Below are 20262 nucleotides of genomic sequence, written 5' to 3'. Positions count from 1 at the left end.
CCGGCCGCCTCCGACAGCCTGTGCACAACTGGGGTCGCCTGCGCGGCGCGTGGCGGCTGAGGCAGTATGGCCCCGATGCGCAGAGGACTCGTACACGTACTGGCGTGGCTGCTGGCCACCGCGGCGGCGACCACGCTGTCCTGGTGGGGCGTGCACACGGTGATGGCGGGCACGGCGTACGACCCCCCGCGCGCCGTGCCGATCACCGCGGCCGAGGCCGCGGCCCACGCCTCCACCGCGACCCCGTCGCCCCCTTCGCCGACGCCGACCCCCACACCTCGCCGCACCTCGGCACCCCCGTCCCCCACCCCGACCCGCACCGCACCTACGGCCACCCCGACCCCGACTCCCCCGGCACCCGCCACCACCCCCGCCGGCAACGTCAAGGCGTACGACACCGGAGGCGGCCGGGCGGTGTTCGACCTGGGTCCCGCGAGCGCGACCCTGGTCTCCGCGACGCCGGGGACCGGCTGGTCGATGCAGGTGTGGAAGACGGAGACCTGGATCAGGGTGGAGTTCAGCCGCAGCACCGACCGCGTGACGGTCTTCTGCGACTGGCACGACGGCCCGCCGCACGTGGACGTGCAGACGTACTGAGGGAGTTCAGCGGAACACCGACGGCGGCGGAGCCGGTGAGGCCACCGCCGAGGTGTCCGTCACCGGGGTCGCGCCGCCGGTGAAGTCCGTGAGTTTCGCGCCGTGTTCGAGGCGGGCCGGGTGGGGGTCGGAGGCGGCCCGGCGGGTCAGCTCGGCCAGCGGGAGCGGGGTGTCGGAGGCGACCAGGATGGCGTTGCCGAAGCGCTTGCCGCGCAGTATCGCAGGGTCGGCGATCAGGGCGAGTTCGGTGAAGCGGGCCGCCGCCGTGGCGATCTGGGCGCGCAGGTGGGCGAGCGGGGGGCCGTCGGCAAGGTTGGCGGTGTAGACGCCGCCGGGGCGCAGGGCGCGGCGGACCTCGTCGAGGAACTCGGTGGACGTCAGATGGGCCGGGGTGCGGGCGCCGCTGAAGACGTCGGCGACGATCAGGTCGGCCCAGCCGTCCGGCACCTTGGCGAGCCCCTCGCGGGCGTCGGCCGAGCGCACCCGTATCCGGGCGCCGGGGTCGAGAGGCAGTTCCCGGCGGACCAGTTGGACCAGGGCCGCGTCGCGCTCCACCACCTGCTGGGTCGAGCGGGGCCGGGTCGCGGCGGTGTAGCGGGCCAGGGTGAGCGCGCCGCCGCCGAGGTGCACGGCCTGCACCGGCTTGCCGGGGGGCGCGGCCAGGTCGATGACATGGCCGATGCGGCGCTGGTACTCGAAGGACAGGTGCGCCGGGTCGTCCAGGTCGACGTGCGACTGCGGGGCGCCGTCGATCAGCAGCGACCAGGCCCGTGCCCGGTCGGGGTCGGGTATGAGTTCCGCGAGGCCGCCCTCGACGGCCTCCACCACGGCTTCGGCGGCCGCCCTGCGCCGGTTGTCCCTGGACCTGCCCATCGGCCCATTCTCGCAGGTGGCCCAGGCACTGTCGTCACCGTGCCGGGTCAGCGGCAACTGTCGGCGGCCTCGATCAGCCGGGCCGCCTCGCCGAGCGCCCGGCGCAGGATGGCCGGGTCGGTGGCGAGGTCGGCCTCGCCGGGCGGCAGCAGCCAGTCGGAGCCCTGCACGGGCGGCTCCGGGTTCAGCCGGAGGCCGCGCCCGGAGGTGCGGACACAGGTGCTGCCCGGCACGTCCCAGTGGCCGGCCGTGCCGGGCGGGACGAGGAAGCCGAGGGTGTCGCGGCCGTCGTCGTGCAGCACCGGGCCGACGCCCTCGGCGGCCTCGCGGCGCAGGATGTCGACGGCCTCCAGGCCCTGGCGGGTCGGCACCGTGACGAGGTCGCACGCCGCGTCGCCGGGCGGCCGCGACCACGACGGCACCGGACACGGATCGATGTTCGGACGGGTCTCCATGCCGGCCTCCAGCACGCTGCCTGTTGCGGTCCGTGAGGTACAACGCGTGACGGCGTCAAGGGCTACGGCACAAGTGCGCCGCAAAGGATGGCAGTTCATGGCAGATCGTGGATGAGATATCCGTTTTGTAGCCAAACACTGCGTGTCGGGCCGGACACAGCCTGTACGTTCTTGCCCCGCCGGACCCACGGTGTCACACGGGCGACCATGCCCGTGGAAGGCCCCGTTCCGGCATGGTTCGACGGTTCGCACGAGAGGACCGGCCATGGCGTCGTCCACCGATACCCCGGCGCAGCCCGACCGGCCGCCCCGCCCCAACACCGCCTTCCGGCAGATGCGCGGCCGCCGTTCCCCCGCCGAGTTCGCCGCCCTGGTGCGGCGCGCGGCGCGGGAGATCGGCGAGCGGGTGAGCTGCGACGCGCGCTACGTCGGGAGAGTCGAGGCGGGTGAGATCCGCTGTCCCAACTACGCGTACGAGCGGGTGTTCCTGCACATGTTCCCCGGCCGCACCCTCACCGACCTCGGCTTCGCGCCGCGCTCGGCCGTGCGGGGACGCGGCGCGCGGACGGCCGCGCCACCGGGCGCCGTCCCGGTCGCCGCGTACGAGCATCCTTACGACCCCCTGAACCACGAATCCCTGAACCACGAGGAGAGCGACGTGCTGCGTCGCGCATTCATGACCGGTACGGGTGCCACGGTGGCGGCCGCCGCCACGCTGGGCCCGCTGGGCATCGCCACGGACGCCTCGGCCGCCGCGCGGCGGCCGGGCGCGTCGGAGGCGGCCGCCGTCGAGGAGGCGGTCCGGAACATCCGGCTGCTGGACGACAAGCACGGCGCGGACGGCCTGTACCGGCGCGCGGCCGAGCCGCTGCGCGCCGCGTACGCCCTGCTGGACGCGGGCGCGACCCGGCAGACCACCGCCGAGCGGCTGCACGCGGGCGCCGGTGAACTGGCCATCTCGGTGGGCTGGCTGGCCCACGACTCGGGCCGCTTCGAGGACGCCCGCTCGCACTACGCGGAGGCGCTGGCCACCGCCCGGATGACCGGGGACGCGGGGCTGGAGGCGCACGCCTTCTGCAACACCGCCTTCCTCGCGCGGGACGCGGGGCGCCCCCGTGAGGCGGTCCGCGCCGCCCAAGCCGCGCAGCGGGCCGCCCGCCCGCTGGGCTCGCCCCGGCTGATGTCGCTGCTGGCGCTGCGCGAGGCCGGCGGCTGGGCGGGGCTCGCCGACCGCACCGGCTGCGAGCAGGCGCTCGTCCGGGCGCAGGCGCTGTTCGGGCGCGGTACGTCGGAGGCCGACCCGGAGTGGATGAGCTTCTACGGCGAGGCCGAGCTGGCCGGTCTGGAGGCGCAGTGCTGGTCGACGCTGGGCGACTGGCGCCGGGCGACCCGGCACGCCCGCCGCGCGGCCCGCCTCCAGGACCCGCACTTCTCCCGCAACATCGCCCTGTACACCGCCGAACTCGCCGACGACCTGGCCCGCGACGGCCACCCGGACGAGGCGGCCACCGCCGGACTGCGCGTGCTGGACCTGCTCGCTCAGGTGCAGTCCTCGCGCATCCACACCATGCTGGCGGGCACCGCGCGGGTCCTGCTCCCGCACCGCCGCGCGAGCGGGGTGGCGGACTTCCTGGACCGCCACGCCTCGCTGCCGCGCCCTCGGCGGGGGTAGGCCCCGCCCTAGCCGACCAGGTGCCCCGTGTCGTTCCAGCTCTCGATCGCCGGCTCGCCGTAGGCCCAGCCGAGGGTGGAGAGGGAGGTGGGGTTGAGGCGCAGGCGGGCGGCGAAGTCGATGGGGAGGCCGAGCCAGCGGGCGCCGATGGAGCGCAGGATGTGGCCGTGGGCGAAGATCAGGACGTCACGGTCGGCGGAGCGGGCCCACTGGACGACCTCGTCCGCGCGGGCGGTGACCTCCGCGAGCGTCTCGCCCTCGGGGACCCCGTCGCGCCAGATCAGCCAGCCGGGCCGGACGTCCTGGATCTCGGCCGGGGTCATGCCCTCGTAGGCGCCGTAGTCCCACTCCATGAGGGTGTCCCAGACCTCGGCGCGGTCCCCGAACCCGGCCAGCTCGCAGGTCTCGTGCGCCCGGACCAGCGGGCTGGTGCGCACCTCCACGTCCGCGAATCCGGCCGGCGGGGTCTGCCGCAGCCGCTCGCCGAGCAGCTTGGCCCCGCGCCGGCCCTCCTCTAGGAGCGGCACGTCGGTCCTGCCCGTGTGCTTGCCGGACAGCGACCAGGCCGTCTGTCCGTGCCGGGCCAGCAGGATGCGCGGTGCCATGGGGGACCTTTCCGGAAGAGGGACGCCGAGTGGACGCCGGGGAAACCCGTTCGCCGGGTCCTTCCATGATGGCGCACCGCGCGCGCGGGCAACCCGGTGGGCGACAGGTGCGTCTTCGAGAGCCGGAACGCCCGCGCGGACGGGCGGACCGACACCGTAAAGTGTCACGGCGCCCGCGGGGGGTGCCAGGCCAGCGCGAAGGGGGAGGGCGATCGGATGCCGCAGACCGAGGCAGCACAGACCGGGGCGGTGCCGCGTACCGGCCCGCGCTGGTGGACCGAGCTGCCGCTGATCCTGCTGGTCTACGGCTGCTACACCGCCGGCCGGCTCCTCGCGCGCGGGGACGTCTCCTCCGCCGTGGACCACGGTCTGGCCATCCTCGGCATCGAGAAGGCGCTGTACCTGAACGCCGAGCACCCACTGAACCGCCTCTTCACGGCGGAGCCCTGGCTGGGTGTGCCGGCCGACTTCTGGTACGCCTCGCTGCACTACGTCGTCACGCCCGCGGTACTGGTCTGGCTGTTCCGCGCCCGCTCCGAGCACTACCGGGCGGCCCGCACCTGGCTGATGACGTCCACCTTCATAGGACTCATCGGCTTCGTCCTGCTGCCCACCTGCCCGCCCCGCCTGCTCGCCCCCCGCCACGGCTTCGTGGACACCATGGCGCACTACAGCTCGTACGGCTGGTGGGGCGGCGAGGCCAGCGCCCCGCGCGGCATGGGCGGGATGACCAACCAGTACGCGGCGATGCCGAGCCTGCACGTCGGCTGGGCGCTGTTCTGCGGAGTCGTGCTGTGGAAGTACGGGCGCTCCCGCTGGGCCAGGATCGCCGCCGTCGGCTATCCGCTGCTGACCGCGATCGTGGTCATGGGCACCGCCAACCACTACTTCCTGGACGCGGTCGCGGGCGCGGTCGTGATGGGCGCGGGCCTGCTCCTGGCCCCGTACGTGACGCGGGCCGCGACGGCCGCGCGACTGCGGCTGACCGCCTGGGCGGCCCCGCTCACGGCGGGCGGAAACGCCGGTCCCGCTCCGATTGTCAGTGACGGATGCCAGACTTCCGCGGGTGAGCGAATTCCACGGCAGCGCGAGTCGCGGCTCGACCCCGCGGCCGGAACCGACGCCTCCCCCAGCGACGCGGGGGACGGCGCTGCGGCACCGGCTCGCTGAGCTGCGCGGTCCCGACGTACCGGCCAAGGCGCTGGACGCGCGCGCCCTCGCGGCGCTCGCGGCCAACCCGGGCTGCCGCAGACGCGCCATCCTGGACGGCGCCGGGGTGGACAAGGCCGCGCTCGCGGGCGCGCTGGGCGCCCCGTCGGACTACGGGCAGTCCCAGTTCGCGCTGATCCGGGGCAACACCTTCGAGGCCCGCGTGAAGGCGGACGGCGGCGCCGAGCTGCTGCGGCTCACCCACACCCTGCTGGACCCGGCCGCCGAACCGCCCGCCCGGGCGGCGGTGCCGGACCTGAGCGCGCCGGGCCCGGAGGGCCGTACCGCGCGTACGGCGCTGGCGCTGCGCGAGGCGGTCGCGGCGGGCGGCTGGACGCTGCTGGACCACCCGATGCTGGCCCTGGACGTGGCGGGTTCGCCCGCCTTCCTGGAGCCGGACGCGGTGGTGGTGCACCCCGACGGCGGCTGGACGGTCGTGGAGATCAAGTCGTTCCCGATGCTGGACGGCTCGGCCGACCCGGCGAAGGTGGGCGCCGCCGCCCGGCAGGCGGCGGTGTACGTGCTGGCGCTGGAGGCGGTCGCCGCCCGGCTGACCCCGCCGCCCGCCGTACGGCACGAGGTGCTGCTCGTGTGCCCGAAGGACTTCTCCAACCTGGCCACCGCGCGCGGGGTGGACGTACGCGCCCAGCGGGCGGTCACCGCGCGGCAGCTCGCCCGGCTGACCCGCGTGGAGACCATCGCGGAGGAGCTGCCCGAGGGCACCTGCTTCGACCCGGAGCGCCCGGCCGGTGAGCTGACGGCCGCCGTCGACGCGGTCCCGGCGACCTACGCGCCCGAGTGCCTGTCCTCGTGCGAGCTGGCCTTCCACTGCCGGGCGCGGTCCCGCGCGGCGGACGCGGTGACCCGGCTGGGCCGCCCGCTCCGCGCCGAGCTGGGCGACCTGGGCACGGTCCAGGACGTGCTGGCGGCGGCGCGCGGCGAGAGCGGCGACCCCGACGACCCGGTGGTGACCGCGCTGCGCCGGGCCGCCGCCCTGCGCGCCGAGGCGCTCGCCGAGGCGGCCGACCGGGAGGCCGTGCCGTGTCCCTGATCGCCACCCTGGCCCGCCTGGAGGCGGTCGCCACCGGCCGGGCCCAGCCCGCCGCGACCGTCCGGCACCGCCATCTGTCCGACCGCCCGCTGGTGTTCGTCCCGCTGACCACCGCCGGTGAGACGGGTGCTCCCCTCGGCGCGCTGGTCGGCACCGACCGGGACGCGCCCCGGCTACTGGTCGTACCGCAGCCCCGCGACCGCGACCAGCGCTTCGCGTTCCTCGCCGAGCTGGCCGACATCGTGCTGCCGCACCTGGACTCCTGCGCCGAGGCGGTCGAGACGGCCGAGCGCACCGACACCGACCCGGAGACCGGCAAGCGGGTCAAGGTCGAGGTCGACCTGTGCGTGGACGCGCCCCAGATCGTGGTGCCGAGCCGCGCGGGCCTGGACCTCGTCCGGCTGCTGGGCCGCTCGATGCGGTTCAGGCGTACGGCCGAGCAGGAGCCGGAGACGCCCTATCCGGCGCCGCCGCGCGTGCCGTTGCTGGGCCGCTGGCTGACGCACTACGGCGAGCGGTCGCGCGTGCCGGGCTCCTCGCTGCTGCTGGCGCTGACCGACGTGCTGTCCCGGCACTGGGCCACGGGGCAGTCCATGGTGGAGGACCAGCATCTGGGCGCCCTGCTGGCCTGGATCGACCCGCCCGAGGGCGAGTCCGGCGCCGAGGCGGCCGCGCGGGCGGAGCGGGCGCGGGACGCGGCCGGCCAGTTGCTGTGTCCCCCGGCGGGCCCGGCCACCGACCCGGCGTTCGACAACAAGCTGCTGGCCCCGGCCATCGAGCGGTACGACCGGGCGCGCACCGCGCTGGCCGCCGCCGAGGACGCCCCGAGGGCCGAGGATCTGCTGACCGCGCTCACCGCCGCCGAGCGGGAGATCCGCGAGCTGGTGGAGAGCCGTACGCGGCCGACCTGGGACGCGGTCTGGCGCGGGCTCGACCTGCTGCGGACGCTCCCCGAGGGCGGGCATGTCGAGGAGCGGTGGACCCGGGACCGCTGGTCGTTCACCGGGCACCGGGACCGGATCACCGCGGGCGAACCCCCGCAGCCGCGCCGGGACGACGCGGTGACCGCCGCCAACAAGCTGGCCTCGCGCGAACGCGAGCAGGCCCGGCTGGAGGCGCAGGAGGCGCTCGACGACCCGCTGGTGATGGCGGCCCGGCGGCTGGCCGGGGAGGCGTTCGCGGGCGAGGTGACCGAGGTGGTCATGGCGTACAGCGAGGGCAAGCGGCCGAGCCCGCGCCCGCTGGTGACCGTGCGCACCGAGGACCGTCCGCATCTGGGCGAGCGCGCCAAGGTGTACCGCGCGCTGGGCGGCAAGGCGCAGACGGCGGAGTTCGCCGGGTACGAGGGCGCGCCGGAGGACGGTGTGCTGGTGCTGCGGATCATGGACAAGATGGGCCGGGGCAAGGAGCCGGAGGCCGGTTCGGTGCCGGAGAAGGGCGACGCGGTGTGCTTCACGCTGTTCGAGCACGAGCAGCGCGGCGGCGCCAAGCTGCCCGACCCGGAGCAGACCCCGTGGACGCACGGCGGGCCGCCCGGTGAGCCCGTCGCGGAGGTGCCGGACGCGGTGACCGAGGAGGACGTGCTGTGACGACCGTGGACTTCGACCCCTCAGCCGCCGCCACGCGCGCCACGGACGCGATCCTCGCCGACACCCTGCACGGCACCGAGCGCGGTGTGGTGGTCGACTCCCCGCCAGGCGCCGGCAAGTCGACGCTGGTGGTCCGGGCCGCGCTGGAGCTGGCTTCGGCGGGCCGCCCGCTGATGGTGGTGGCGCAGACCAACGCCCAGGTGGACGACCTGGTGCTGCGCCTCGCCGAGAAGGAGCCCGACCTCCCGGTGGGCCGCCTGCACAGCAGCGACACCGACGCCTACGACAAGGCGCTGGACGCGCTGCCGAACGTCCGTACCTCCGCCAAGGCGGGCGATCTGAGCGGGCTCCCGGTGGTGCTGTCCACGGCCGCGAAGTGGGCGCACGTCAAGGTGGACGAGCCGTGGCGGCACGCGATCGTGGACGAGGCGTACCAGATGCGCTCGGACTCGCTGCTGGCCGTGGCCGGGCTGTTCGAGCGGGCACTGTTCGTGGGCGACCCGGGCCAGTTGGACCCGTTCTCCACGGTGGGCGGCGACCAGTGGGCGGGCCTGTCCTACGACCCGTCCGCCTCGGCGGTCACCACGCTGCTCGCGCACAACCCCGGCCTGCCCCAGCACCGGCTTCCGGTGTCCTGGCGGCTGCCCGCGTCGGCGGCGCCGTTGGTGTCGGCGGCGTTCTACCCGTACACGCCGTTCCGCAGCGGGACCGGGCACGGGGAGCGGCGGCTGGCCTTCGCGGTGCCGTCGAACGGCTCGGCGCCGGACCAGGTGATCGACGAGGCGGCGGAGTCCGGCTGGGGCCTGCTGGAGCTGCCGGCCCGGCACACCCCGCGCACCGACCCGGAGGCGGTGCGGGCGGTCGCCGTGGTGGTGCGGCGGCTGCTGGACCGAGGGGGCGCGGCCCTCTCCGAACGCGCGGAGACGCCGACCCCGCTGACGGCCGACCGGGTCGCCGTGGGCACCGCCCACCGGGACCAGGCGGCCGCGGTCCGCGCGGCCCTGGCCGACCTGGGCGTGGCGGGCGTCACCGTGGACACCGCGAACCGGCTGCAGGGCCGGGAGTACGACGTCACGGTGGTCCTGCACCCGTTCTCCGGCCGCCCCGACGCCACCGCCTTCCACCTGGAGACCGGCCGCCTCTGCGTCCTCGCCTCCCGCCACCGCCACGCCTGCATCGTGGTCTGCCGCGCGGGCGTCAGCGACCTGCTCGACGCCTACCCGTCGACGGAACCGGTCCAGCTCGGCACGCTGGTGAAGTTTCCCGATGGGTGGGAGGCGAATCACGCGGTCCTGGCCCACTTGGCCGAACACCGCGTCTCCCACCGGCCCTGACCCCCCGTGCGGGTCTGGCCCTGGGGCGGTCTTGCGTGGGCGCGGGACAATGGACGGTGGTCCGGCCGCTGGCGGGGCCGAGTGCAGCGAACGTACGAGGAGGAGATGAAGACATGGCGGAGCCCTCGCCGCGTCGGAACGAACCGCGGCTACGCCCCGCGCCCCTGCTCTTCGAGCCCGCGGAGGCGGCCGCCGATCCGGAGCATTTCTTCGACCTGGAGTCGATCGACGACCCGCGCGCCCTGCTGACGCGGGCCACCGACCTGACCCAGGCGTTCCGGGCGGCGGCCGACCGGGCCATGGAGTTCCAGGCCGTGGCGGCGGCCCAGCTCGCCGACCCGCGCCGGTTCGACCGGCTGACGGCGGCGGACATCGCCGAGCGGGCGGAGTGGACCGAGGACTACGCCAAGAAGATGGTGGAGTTCGGCCGCGACCTGATGCGGGGCGCCGACCCCGAGGGCCGCCGGGCGGTCGACCCGCACTAAAGGCCCGTCTCAGGGGCGCCCGCGCATCTGGCATATGCCAGGCGGGCAAGATACCCCCTCCCGCCCCCCGGTGTCCCCATTTTCCGCAACCCAGGGAAACCGCCCGCTCACCGCCGGTACACCTGTGTGCATGACCAGCGCACCGGACGTCACCGCAGCCACCGCCGAGGGAGCCGCCTGGCTCGCCTCCGCGGGAACGTATCCGCGCAGCACGCTCGCCTTCTGGGAGGAGCGGCCCGGCGCCCCCGTGGTGCTGCCCTGCGGCACGGTCTTCGACGTGGTGAGCGCGCCCTCGGTGTTCGGGCGCCGGATGCTGGACCGGTTATGGGGTGCGGACGGGCCGGGCTGCGGCCCGGTCGCGGTGCACCGGGGCCGGACCCTGCTGTTCGCGGCGCCGGGCACGGCCCACCGGCTGCCCTCCCTGCTGGCCTGGGAGGAGTGGGGCCCGCGCACCCACGCCGTCCCGCCGCTGCTCTGTCACGGCACCGGGGACGCGGTGACCGTCCCGGCACTGGAGGGCGACGCCGGACGCGCCCCGGCGGGGTCCCGCTGGCTGGTCGCCCCGGACACCCGGCACCCCTGGCTCCCCGGCCCCGAGGTGGTGCTCTGGGCGGCGGTGCGCGCGGCCCGTACGGCGGCCCGGGTATCGATTTTTCCTCCCGCCGACCAGGATGCTAAGGTCTACGACGTCAGCAGGCGCCGCTAGCTCAGTTGGTTAGAGCAGCTGACTCTTAATCAGCGGGTCCGGGGTTCGAGTCCCTGGCGGCGCACAGACAACGAAGGCCCTCGCGCAAGCGGGGGCCTTTCGCGTGAGCCCTTTCAGGCACCCTCCCCCGGTGTGATCCGTACCGTCCACGCCCCGGCCGGGGTGCGCTCCTCGACCTCCACCTTCACCCCGTCCCCCGGCACCGTGAAGCTCTCCCCCAGTGACACCGGCGCGTCGGCCAGCGGCGGATAGACGGAGTTCTCCCAGCACGCCTCGGTGTGCGGGTGGGCGTCGATCACGTCGACCGGGCCGTCCCCGGACTCGACGCCGGCGTGCACCCGGTAGACGAGGATGCCCTGCTTGCACGCCGTACGGTCGTTGCCCACCGGGCCGCGCGCCTCGAAGGCGAGGGCGGTGTCCGCGCCGGTGCGCACCACGGCGAGTTTGGTGCCGTTGCCGAGCCCGAAGGCCGGGGTGCCGGACGCGCCCCGCACCGGGACGCCGGGCCCGGCCGCGAGCGGCTCCAGGGTGAGCCGGATCGGGCCGGTCCCCCGGACGCAGGCCACCTGGCGGGGGTCCAGCCAGCCCAGCTTCCACTTGTGCCAGCCGAAGAGGTCCGGCGCGGCGCCGAACTGGCTGCCCATCAGGTCCCAGTCGCCGACGTGGGTGTCCCAGTCGTCCTTGGAGTCGGTCGGGCGGTGGTAGAGGTCGGGGAGGTCGAAGACGTGCCCGGTCTCGTGGGCGAGCACCAGCCGGTCGGGCGGGTGCTGCTCGAAGACGGTGACGACCCGGCGCACGTCGGTGCCGTCGAGCCGGACGGGCGAGTCCAGGTTGACGACCTTGGTGGCATCGGAGTCGACGCCGGGCGCGTCCGGGTCGGCCACCAGGTAGACCACGTCGTAGCGGGAGAAGTCCAGCGCCTTGTCGGCCACGGCGAACGCGTCCCGCAGATAGGCGGAGCGGTCCGCGGGCGCCCAGTCGCGCTGTATGCGGTACGCGGTGGACGGGCGCGGCATCTTGAGCCAGCGGTCCATCGGGTGCGGGCGCAGGGTGAAGCGGCCGTACGAGGACTGCTCGAAGTAGCGGCTGGTGGCCGGGAAGTGGTCGGCGGTCAGCTCGTCGGGGGTGGTGCGCGGGGCGGCGTCCGGGAAGGACAGGAAGACCAGGGCCGCGTCGAGCGTGCCCTGCGGGCGCGGGTAGGCGGAGTTCCAGGTGTCCAGGCCCTCGGAGTGGTGGGCGCTGGTGCGGTGCAGGGCGCAGGGCTCGGGCGAGAAAGGTTCGGCCACCGAGGGGCCGGTGAGGATCGAGGTCGCGGCGAGCGCCGACATCGTGGTGGCCACGGCGGCGGTGCTGCGCAGCTTGGGCACGTCGGGGACCTCCGGTCGCGGTTGGGGACACCGCCACCCAGACTGTGTGCTTATGTTGCGCTATGCCCTGTTTACCTGAACCGGAAGGGTGAGTGCGCCCGTTTGCGCCCCCGGCGGCCACCCCGGCGGCCACCCGGCGGTCGACACCCCGAATCACTCACGGAACGTCACAAGTGATCGTGGGCCTCAAGAACCCGTCCAGGTCCGGGCAGAAACGATCTGTCAGGAGGGCGGGTCGGTCGTGGAGACTGGAGACCGGCTGGAAGGGGCCGGGACCAGCCTCTATGATCGGCACACTTTCCGGCACGGACAGGGATCGAGTGCACTGCGGGAGCGAGCGGTGAGCGGAACGTCCGAAGGGCCGACGCCCGCGGCAGACCTCGACCGGTCAGCCGTGACCGACGGTGACCACATGACCTACCACCGGGTCTTCACCACGGCCCCGCTCCCCATGGCCGTGGTGACCCCGGACGGGCTGGTCACGCACGCCAACACCGCGCTGGGAGCGCTGCTGGGCACAACCGCCGAGGCACTGGCCGGCCGCCCGGCCGCCGACCTCGTCGACCTCGCCCCCGACCCGCGCACCCGGCACGCCTACCGCGAGGTGCTGGCCGGCCGGCAGGACCGGCTGCGCTGCACCCGGCGCCTCAAACAACCGGACGGGGAACCCGTTTGGGTGCGCATCACCGTCACTCCGCTGACCGAGGGCGCGCCGGGCGCCCTGCTGTCCGTCTCCGACATCAGCGCCCGCCGTGAACTCCAGGCGCGGCTGCGGCACTTGCGGATGCACGACCCGGTGACCCGGCTGCCCAACCGCACCCTGTTCTTCGAGCGGCTCTCCGCCGCGCTGGAGGCAGAGCCGGAGGACGGCACCGGAACCGGACGGATCGGCCTGTGCTGTCTGGACCTCGACGGGTTCAAGGCGGTCAACGACACCCTGGGCCACCGCGTCGGCGACCGGCTGCTGGAGGCCGTGGCCAAGCGGCTGACCCATGTGGCCGAGGAGACCGAGGGCGCGCGGGCCGGGGCCCCGCTGGTGGCCCGGCTCGGCGGCGACGAGTTCGCACTGCTCGTGGAGGACTCCACCGGCACCGAACAGCTCTCGGACCTGGCCGCCTCGGCGCTGCGGGCGCTGGAGGAACCGTTCGACCTCGCCGGGCGGCGGCTGTCGCTGACCGCGTCCATCGGGGTGGTGGAGCGGCACACCGCCGGGACGACGGCGACCGGTCTGATGCAGGCCGCCGACACCACGCTGTACTGGGCGAAGGCCGACGGCAAGGCCCGCTGGACCCTGTTCGACCCCGAGCGCAACGCGCACCGCGTCACCCGGCAGGCCCTCTCCTCCACGCTCCGCCCGGCCATCGAGCGCGGGGAGTTCGCGCTGGAGTACCAGCCGCTGGTCGGCATGGAGGACGGGCGGCTGAGCGGGGTGGAGGCGCTGGTGCGCTGGCACCACCCGCAGTTCGGCACGCTGACGCCGAATCGGTTCATCCAGCTCGCCGAGGAGGACGGCTCGATCGTGCAGCTCGGCCGCTGGGCGCTGGTCACCGCCTGCCGCCAGGCCCGGCAGTGGCAGCTCGCCCATCCGGACGAGCCGCCCATCTTCGTCAGTGTGAACGTGGCGGTGCGCCAGGTCTGGGACTCCGACCTGGTCGCGGACGTGGCCAGCACGCTCACCGAGACCGGGCTCGCCCCGCATCTGCTCCAACTGGAGCTGACCGAGTCGGCCGTGATGGGCTCCGGGGGCCGTCCGATCCAGGCGCTCCAGGCCCTCAGCGACATGGGCGTGCGCATCGCCATCGACGACTTCGGCACCGGCTACTCGAACCTGGCCTACCTCAGCCGGCTCCCGGTCTCGGTGCTGAAGCTGGACGGGTCCTTCGTACGCGGCTTCCAGTACGAGGGCCCGGCCGGAGCCGGGACCACCGCCAATCCGGCGGACGAGGTGATCGTGGAGGCGATGATCCAGCTCGCCCACCGGCTCGGGCTGACCGTCACCGCCGAGTGCGTGGAGACCTCAGCGCAGGCCACCCGGCTGCGCCGGATCGGCTGCGACACCGGGCAGGGCTGGCTCTACTCCCGCCCGGTGCCGCCGGACCGCATCACGGAGCTGCTCGGCGTGCAGAGCAGTTACGCGGCGGGCAGGCCGTAGGCGTCGGCGATCAGGTCGTAGGAGCGCAGCCGCAGTTCGCCGCGGTGGGCGTGGCTGGTGAGCATCAGCTCGTCGGCGCCGGTGCGCTTCTGGAGGTCGTCCAGGCCCGCGCGGACCTCGTCGGCGGTGCCGTGCACGATGTTGCGGGTGAAGGAGGCCGCGAACTCCTCCTCCATCGGGCTGAATTCGTGCCGGGCGGCGTCCTCGGGGTCGGGGAAGAGTCCGGGACGGCCCATGCGCAGCCGGAGCATGTTCAGCGCGGTTGCGCGCACCTGGCGGGCCGCCTCGGCCTCGTCGTCGGTGGCGAGCGCGGAGACGCCGATGAGGGCGTAGGGCTCGGCCAGCACCTCGGAGGGGCGGAAGGTCTCCCGGTACAGGTCGAGCGCCGGGATGGTGTTCTGCGCGGAGAAGTGGTGCGCGAAGGCGAAGGGCAGGCCGAGCATTCCGGCCAGTTGGGCGCTGAAGCCGGAGGAGCCGAGCAGCCAGACCACCGGCCGGTGCGCCGACTGCACACCACCGGGGGTACTGCCCTGCACCGGGCCGGGGATGGCGTGGATACGGGCGTAGGGGTGCCCGTCGGGGAAGTCGTCGTCGAGGAACCGGGTCAGCTCGGCGAGCTGCTGCGGGAAGTCGTCGGCGCCCTCGTTCAGGGTGTCGGAGCGGCGCAGCGCGGCCGCCGTCGCCCCGTCGGTGCCCGGCGCCCGGCCGAGGCCCAGGTCGATCCGGCCCGGCGCCATGGCCTCCAGGGTGCCGAACTGCTCGGCGATGACCAGCGGGGCGTGATTGGGCAGCATGACGCCGCCCGAGCCGAGCCGGATGCGCTCGGTGTGGGCGGCGAGGTTCGCCAGGATGACGGCGGGCGAGGAGGAGGCGACACCCGGCATCGAGTGGTGCTCGGCGACCCAGTACCGGTGGAAGCCGCGCGCCTCGGTGCGGCGGGCCAGCTCCACGCTGGTGCGCAACGCGTCGCTCGCGGTGCTCCCGGCGCCCACGGTGACCAGGTCGAGTACGGAGAGGGGGACGGGGGCGGTGCCGTGCACGGCGCCCCGGATCTCGTCTGCCGGCACGGTGGATGCCTCCTGTTTACGGCGTGCTCTGTCCTGTCGTGCCGTAACAGGAGGCAGTCCCCGCTTATTCCCCCGGGCCGCCCTGGAGCCACACGTCAGAGCTGGACGACGGGCTCTCGGGTGAAGAGGGTGCCGAGGGTGTCGGTGTGCAGCCGGCGGTCGGCGAGCCGGAGCCCCTCCCACACCGAGACCTGGGACGCGGTGAGCACCGGCTTGCCGAGCGCGGCCTCCAGCGCGGACAGGTGGGCGGCGGTGCGCAGCGCGGTGTCGGGCAGCAGCACCGCCTCGGCGTCCGGGGTGTCGGCGGCCCGCGCCAGGGCCAGCAGTTCGGCCTCGTCTCCGTCGGCGGCGCGCTCGGCGGTGAGGGCGTCCACCTCTTCGGCGCCGGTCACCTCCAGGCCGCCGTCGGCCAGGAACGCCCTCAGCAGCGCGGCGGTCTTCGGCGGGTAGGCGTGCGCGACGGCGACCTTGCGGGCGCCGAGCGCCTGGGCGGCGTGCACGAAGCCCAGCGAGGTGGAGGAGGCGGGGAGTCCGGCCTGCCGGGCCAGTTCCGTCGCCTCGGTGTGCGCGCCCTTCCAGCCGTGCGCGAAGCCGCCCGCCGGGCTGGTCCACACCACGGCCTCGGCGCCGGTCAGCCGCAGCCCCTCCATGGCCGCCGTGAGCCGTCCGGCGAAGTCCGCGCCGTGCAGCGGGTCCACCGCGTGGGCGTCCTCGCCGGTGCCGGTGTGCACCAGGTCAAGCCGCACCGCGCCGGCGAGCAGTTGCTCGATGCGCGGGTAGTCGTCCTCGCCGCGATGGCCCGGGCAGAGGAATCCGATCGCTGTCATGTCGGCCTTTCTGTCTTCGTCCACGGTCTGTTCAGGGATCTCCCCTGCGTCTTCCCCCGCTTCCCGCGAGGGCGCCCCGTGTGGCCCGCACGGCGGTACGGGCACCCCCGCTCCCGGTTCGGGTACCCAGCACAAGCCGGATCGTCCCCTCGGGGCGCGGCCCGTTGACGGCACCGGGCCCCCGTGCCAGCGTGGGGCGAGCGCGCGGGGAGAGGGGAGATGGCAGGCCGATGACCCTCCCCACCCTGCTGGTGCTGGGCGCCGATCCGCCGCCGAGACTCGGCCGGCTCACCGGGCGCGCCCGCGTGCTGCACACCGACGACGCCGGGCTGGCCGCGCTGCTGCCGGAGGCGGACGTGCTGCTGGTGTGGGACTTCCGCTCGCGGGCGGTACGCGACGCCTGGCCCGGCAAGGGGCGACGCCCGGCCTGGGTCCACACGGCGAGCGCGGGCGTGGACCATCTGCTCTGCCCCGAACTGGCCGCCTCCGACACGGTGGTGACCAACGCGCGCGGTGTCTTCGACCAGCCGATGGCCGAGTACGTGGCCGCGCTGGTGCTGGCGGCCGCCAAGGACCTCCCCCGCACGGTCGGCCTCCAGCGGGACCGCGTCTGGCGGCACCGGGAGACCCGCCGGGTGGCCGGCACCCGCGCCTGTGTGGTCGGCTCCGGGCCGATCGGCCGGGCCATCGCCGCCACCCTGAAGGCGCTCGGGGTGACACCCGCGCTGGTGGGCCGGGTGCCGCGCACCGGCGTGCACGGACCGGCCGACCTGGACCGGCTGATCGCCCGCGCGGACTGGGTGATCGCCGCCGCCCCGCTCACCGAGCAGACGCGCGGCATGTTCGACGCGCACCGCTTCGGGGTGATGCAGCCCTCGGCCGTCTTCGTCAACGTCGGCCGGGGCGAGCTGGTGGACGAGTCCGCCCTCGCCGAGGCGCTGCGCAGACGCTGGATCGCGGGCGCCGCCCTGGACGCCTTCACCACCGAACCGCTGCCCCCCGACAGCCCGTTGTGGGACCTGCCCGGTCTGCTGGTCTCCCCGCACATGAGCGGCGACACGGTCGGCTGGCGGGACGAACTCGGCGCCCAGTTCGTGGACCTGTTCGAGCGCTGGGCGGCCGGAAGACCGCTGGTCAACGTGGTGGACAAGAAGCGCGGTTACGTTCCGGGCCACTGAACTCCCGCTCCATGGCGGGAAATCGGCGCGCATGACCCGTGCGGCCCTGGGTAGCGGCGCCGCCATGGCTTCTCGACTTGGCAAGGACACGGAAAGAATCCGGCCGCCGGTGCGCCTGAGAGACAGACGGGCGGTGCTGCTGGGCGCCCTGGCACTGGGCGGGGTGGGAGCGCTGGGGGCGACGGGGTGTACGCGGGTGGCGGCCGACTCCGGTGGGAAGGGCGGGGAGCTGCTGGACCGGCTGCGCGCGCAGGGTGTCGTACGGCTGGGAATCGCCGGTGAGGTGCCCTTCGGGTTCATCGACCGGGACGGCAACCTCACCGGGGAGGCGCCGGAACTCGCCAGGGTGATCTTCAAGCGGCTCGGGGTGGAGCGGGTGCAGCCGGTGCCGACCGAGTTCGGCTCGCTCATACCGGGCCTGAACTCCCAGCAGTTCGACGTGGTGGCCGCCGGGATGTACGTCAACGCCGAGCGCTGCCGCCAGGTCATCTTCGCCGACCCGGACTACCAGATGAAGGACGCCTTCATCGTCCGCAAGGGCAACCCCAAGGGGCTGCGCTCCTACCAGGACGTGGTGAAGAAGAAGGCGAAGTTCGCTACCGGCGCCGGGTACGCCGAGATCCAGTACGCGGTCGAGGCGGGCTACAAGGAGAGCGACATCCTCATCGTGCCGGACCAGGTCGCCGGGCTGAACGCGGTGGAGGCCGGGCGGGTCGACGTGTTCGCCGGTACGGCGCTCACCACCCGCGAGGTGGTCAAGAAGTCCCGCAAGGCGGAGTCCACCGAGCCGTTCGCCCCGCTCGTGGAGGGCGAACCGCACGTCGACGGCGGCGCGTTCGCGTTCCGGCCGGTCGAGACCCGGCTGCGGGACGCCTTCAACACCGAGCTGCGCGAGCTGAAGCGCACCGGTGAACTGCTGCGCATCCTGAAGCCGTTCGGGTTCACCCAGGCGGAGATGACGGACCTCACCGCGAAGGAGCTGTGCGGCGGATGACCTCGGGACTGTGGGAACTCGTCCTGCGGGGCGTCTGGACGACCGTCCAGCTCCTCGTACTCAGCGCGCTGCTGGCGTCGGCGGTGGCCTTCGCCGTCGGCATCGCGCGCACCGACCGGCGCCGGCTCGTCCGCTTCCTCGCGGGCCTGTACACCGAGGTGTTCCGCGGCACCTCGGCGCTGGTGATGATCTTCTGGGTGTTCTTCGTGCTGCCCATCGCCTTCGGCTGGCAGCTCGTCCCGCTGTGGGCGGGTACCCTGGCACTCGGCCTGACGTACGGCGCGTACGGGTCGGAGATCGTGCGCGGCGCCCTGAACGCCGTCGACCCCGCCCAGCGCGAGGGCGGGATCGCGCTCGGCTTCACCGGCTGGCAGCGGATGCGGCTGATCCTGCTGCCGCAGGCGGTGCCGGAGATGATTCCGCCCTTCTCCAACCTGCTGATCGAGCTGCTCAAGGGCACCGCGCTGGTGTCGGTGATGGGCATGGGCGACCTCGCCTTCAGCGCCAACCTGGTGCGGCTCGCCCTCCAGCAGAGCGCGGAGATCTACACGTACGTGCTCCTCATCTACTTCGTGATCGCGTTCGGGCTGACCCGGTTGATGCGCTCGCTGGAGAAGCGGCTGAAGGGTGGTGTCGCATGACGTGGGACTGGAACGCCGTGAGCGACTTCATGCCGTACTTCTGGCACGGTCTGCTGGTCACCCTCCAGGTGGTGGCGCTGGGCTCGCTGCTGTCGTTCTCACTGGGGCTGGTGTGGGCGCTGCTGATGCGGGTGCCCTCGCGCTGGGTGCGCTGGCCGGTGGGTGTGGTCACCGAGTTCGTACGGGACACCCCGCTGCTGGTGCAGTTGTTCTTCCTGTTCTACGTGCTGCCCGAGTGGGGCGTGACCTTCTCCGCGCTGACCACCGGTGTCTTCGCCATCGGGCTGCACTACTCGACGTACACCATGCAGGTCTACCGGGCCGGGATCGAGGCCGTGCCGGTGGGCCAGTGGGAGGCGGCGACCGCGCTGAGCCTGCCCCGGCGGCGGACCTGGACCGCGGTGATCCTGCCGCAGGCCCTGCGCCGGGTGATTCCGGCACTGGGCAACTACGTGATCTCCATGCTGAAGGACACCCCGATGCTGATGGTGATCACCGTGCTGGAGATGCTCGGCCGGGCCCGGCTGTTCTCGCAGCAGAACTTCCAGTTCACCGAGCCGCTGACCGTGATCGGCGTGGCCTTCATCGTCCTGTCCTACCTGGCCTCCCTTCTCCTGCGAGCACTGGAGCGACGCCTTGTCCGCTGACATCACCCTGCCGAAGCAGACCCAGTCCGGTGAGCTGATCCGGCTGGAGCAGGTCACCAAGCGCTTCGGCCCCAACACGGTCCTCGACCACCTGGACTTCTCCGTGGCCGCGGGCAGACATGTGACCCTGATCGGCCCCTCCGGGTCGGGCAAGACCACGATCCTGCGCCTGCTGATGACTCTCACCCAGCCGGACGAGGGCACCATCACCGTGGACGGCCAGGCGCTGTTTCCGGCGCCGGAGAAGCAGGTGCGGGAGGTGCGGAAGAAGATCGGGATGGTCTTCCAGCACTTCAACCTGTTCCCGAACATGTCCGTGCTGCGCAACATCACCGAGGCCCCGGTCCAGGTGCTCGGGCTGTCCAGGGACGAGGCGGAGGCGCGGGCGCGCGAGCTGCTGGAGCTGGTCGGGCTCTCCGACAAGCTCGACGCCCGGCCCACCCGCCTCTCCGGCGGCCAGCAGCAGCGGGTCGCCATCGCGCGGGCGCTCGCCATGCGGCCGCGGGTGCTCCTGCTGGACGAGGTCACCAGCGCGCTCGACCCGGAGCTGGTCGCGGGCGTGCTGGACGTACTGCGCGACATCGCCCGCGGCACCGACATCACCATGCTCTGCGTCACCCACGAGATGGGGTTCGCGCGGGACATCTCCGACCAGGTGCTGATGTTCGACCAGGGCCGGGTGGTGGAGTCCGGGCCGCCGGAGAAGATCTTCGGCGACCCGGAGCAGGAGCGGACGCGGGAATTCCTGAGCGCGGTGCTGTAGCCGAGCGGGGCGCGGAGGCGGCTGTCAACTACCCCTCCGCGTCCGCCCGT

Annotated in this window: 20 protein-coding genes and 1 tRNA gene; 15 read left to right on the top strand and 6 right to left on the bottom strand. The window is 73.8% G+C overall.

Annotated elements, in window-relative coordinates; all coding sequences use genetic code 11:
* Positions 1-75 precede the first annotated feature (75 nt).
* Positions 76-597, top strand: a complete 522-nt coding sequence (locus E5083_RS28550; protein ID WP_167513658.1) for a hypothetical protein — start codon at positions 76-78, stop codon at positions 595-597.
* Positions 598-603: 6 nt separating this feature from the next.
* On the opposite strand, the gene E5083_RS28545 is transcribed toward E5083_RS28550, so the two are convergent.
* Positions 604-1470, bottom strand: a complete 867-nt coding sequence (locus E5083_RS28545; protein WP_135788571.1) for a spermidine synthase — start codon at positions 1468-1470, stop codon at positions 604-606.
* Between the two features lie 47 nt (positions 1471-1517).
* Positions 1518-1925, bottom strand: a complete 408-nt coding sequence (locus E5083_RS28540) for a hypothetical protein (RefSeq protein WP_135788570.1) — start codon at positions 1923-1925, stop codon at positions 1518-1520.
* A 265-nt stretch (positions 1926-2190) separates the two neighbouring features.
* On the opposite strand from E5083_RS28540, the gene E5083_RS28535 reads away from it, so the two are divergent.
* A complete protein-coding gene (locus tag E5083_RS28535; RefSeq protein WP_135788569.1) occupies positions 2191-3597 on the top strand; it encodes an NsdA family TPR-like regulatory protein in 1407 nt (468 codons plus the stop codon).
* 8 nt (positions 3598-3605) lie between these two features.
* On the opposite strand, the gene E5083_RS28530 is transcribed toward E5083_RS28535, so the two are convergent.
* Entirely contained in the window at positions 3606-4202 is a 597-nt protein-coding gene (locus E5083_RS28530; RefSeq protein WP_135788568.1) for a histidine phosphatase family protein, read from the bottom strand.
* A gap of 216 nt (positions 4203-4418) precedes the next feature.
* Between E5083_RS28530 and E5083_RS28525 the strand changes: the two genes are divergently transcribed.
* From E5083_RS28525 to E5083_RS28495, 7 genes are all read left to right on the top strand, one after another.
* Positions 4419-5372, top strand: coding sequence for a phosphatase PAP2 family protein (locus tag E5083_RS28525; protein WP_135788567.1), 954 nt, complete (start codon positions 4419-4421; stop codon positions 5370-5372).
* On the top strand, positions 5269-6462 hold the full coding sequence (locus E5083_RS28520) for a hypothetical protein (protein ID WP_425276760.1): 1194 nt from the start codon (positions 5269-5271) through the stop codon (positions 6460-6462). Before E5083_RS28525 ends, E5083_RS28520 begins: the two co-directional genes overlap by 104 nt.
* Positions 6453-8051 carry a hypothetical protein gene (locus E5083_RS28515; protein WP_135788566.1) on the top strand — a complete coding sequence of 533 codons (1599 nt, stop codon included), beginning with the start codon at positions 6453-6455 and terminating at the stop codon, positions 8049-8051. The genes E5083_RS28520 and E5083_RS28515 overlap by 10 nt, the downstream gene beginning before the upstream one ends.
* Complete coding sequence (locus tag E5083_RS28510) at positions 8048-9385, top strand: AAA domain-containing protein (RefSeq protein ID WP_135788565.1); 1338 nt, start codon at positions 8048-8050, stop codon at positions 9383-9385. Before E5083_RS28515 ends, E5083_RS28510 begins: the two co-directional genes overlap by 4 nt.
* A gap of 113 nt (positions 9386-9498) precedes the next feature.
* On the top strand, positions 9499-9870 hold the full coding sequence (locus tag E5083_RS28505; protein WP_135788564.1) for a hypothetical protein: 372 nt from the start codon (positions 9499-9501) through the stop codon (positions 9868-9870).
* A gap of 34 nt (positions 9871-9904) precedes the next feature.
* On the top strand, positions 9905-10576 hold the full coding sequence (locus tag E5083_RS28500) for a bifunctional DNA primase/polymerase (RefSeq protein WP_341869892.1): 672 nt from the start codon (positions 9905-9907) through the stop codon (positions 10574-10576).
* Positions 10567-10640: transfer RNA gene (locus tag E5083_RS28495), tRNA-Lys, on the top strand. The genes E5083_RS28500 and E5083_RS28495 overlap by 10 nt, the downstream gene beginning before the upstream one ends.
* A gap of 49 nt (positions 10641-10689) precedes the next feature.
* Here E5083_RS28495 and E5083_RS28490 read toward each other — a convergent pair.
* Positions 10690-11904: a M6 family metalloprotease domain-containing protein gene (locus E5083_RS28490; RefSeq protein WP_167513659.1), complete on the bottom strand. Its 1215-nt coding sequence runs from the start codon at positions 11902-11904 to the stop codon at positions 10690-10692.
* A gap of 379 nt (positions 11905-12283) precedes the next feature.
* On the opposite strand from E5083_RS28490, the gene E5083_RS28485 reads away from it, so the two are divergent.
* Positions 12284-14095: a putative bifunctional diguanylate cyclase/phosphodiesterase gene (locus tag E5083_RS28485; protein ID WP_135788561.1), complete on the top strand. Its 1812-nt coding sequence runs from the start codon at positions 12284-12286 to the stop codon at positions 14093-14095.
* Here the strand turns inward: E5083_RS28485 and E5083_RS28480 are convergent.
* Positions 14074-15162, bottom strand: coding sequence for an LLM class flavin-dependent oxidoreductase (locus E5083_RS28480; RefSeq protein ID WP_135788560.1), 1089 nt, complete (start codon positions 15160-15162; stop codon positions 14074-14076). The two genes, E5083_RS28485 and E5083_RS28480, sit on opposite strands and share 22 nt — an antisense overlap.
* A 95-nt stretch (positions 15163-15257) precedes the next feature.
* Positions 15258-15989, bottom strand: a complete 732-nt coding sequence (locus tag E5083_RS28475) for an aspartate racemase/maleate isomerase family protein (RefSeq protein ID WP_135788559.1) — start codon at positions 15987-15989, stop codon at positions 15258-15260.
* A 230-nt stretch (positions 15990-16219) separates the two neighbouring features.
* On the opposite strand from E5083_RS28475, the gene E5083_RS28470 reads away from it, so the two are divergent.
* The 5 genes from E5083_RS28470 to ehuA all read left to right on the top strand — a co-directional run bounded on the left by E5083_RS28470 (position 16220) and on the right by ehuA (position 20212).
* Positions 16220-17167, top strand: coding sequence for a D-2-hydroxyacid dehydrogenase (locus E5083_RS28470; RefSeq protein ID WP_135788558.1), 948 nt, complete (start codon positions 16220-16222; stop codon positions 17165-17167).
* Between the two features lie 64 nt (positions 17168-17231).
* Positions 17232-18161, top strand: a complete 930-nt coding sequence (gene ehuB / locus E5083_RS28465; RefSeq protein ID WP_135788557.1) for an ectoine/hydroxyectoine ABC transporter substrate-binding protein EhuB — start codon at positions 17232-17234, stop codon at positions 18159-18161.
* Complete coding sequence (gene ehuC / locus E5083_RS28460) at positions 18158-18802, top strand: ectoine/hydroxyectoine ABC transporter permease subunit EhuC (RefSeq protein ID WP_135788556.1); 645 nt, start codon at positions 18158-18160, stop codon at positions 18800-18802. The genes ehuB and ehuC overlap by 4 nt, the downstream gene beginning before the upstream one ends.
* The gene (gene ehuD, locus E5083_RS28455; protein ID WP_135788555.1) at positions 18799-19449 is read left to right on the top strand and encodes an ectoine/hydroxyectoine ABC transporter permease subunit EhuD; all 651 of its coding nucleotides are present in this window, start codon (positions 18799-18801) and stop codon (positions 19447-19449) included. Before ehuC ends, ehuD begins: the two co-directional genes overlap by 4 nt.
* Positions 19439-20212, top strand: a complete 774-nt coding sequence (gene ehuA / locus E5083_RS28450; protein ID WP_135788554.1) for an ectoine/hydroxyectoine ABC transporter ATP-binding protein EhuA — start codon at positions 19439-19441, stop codon at positions 20210-20212. The genes ehuD and ehuA overlap by 11 nt, the downstream gene beginning before the upstream one ends.
* Positions 20213-20262 lie beyond the last annotated feature (50 nt).

Source organism: Streptomyces bauhiniae, from assembly GCF_004784475.1.
In the GTDB taxonomy this organism is placed as follows: Bacteria; Actinomycetota; Actinomycetes; order Streptomycetales; family Streptomycetaceae; genus Streptomyces; species Streptomyces seoulensis.
The sequence above is the reverse complement of the archived record's forward strand: the minus strand, read 5'-3'. Positions and strand labels throughout refer to the sequence as shown.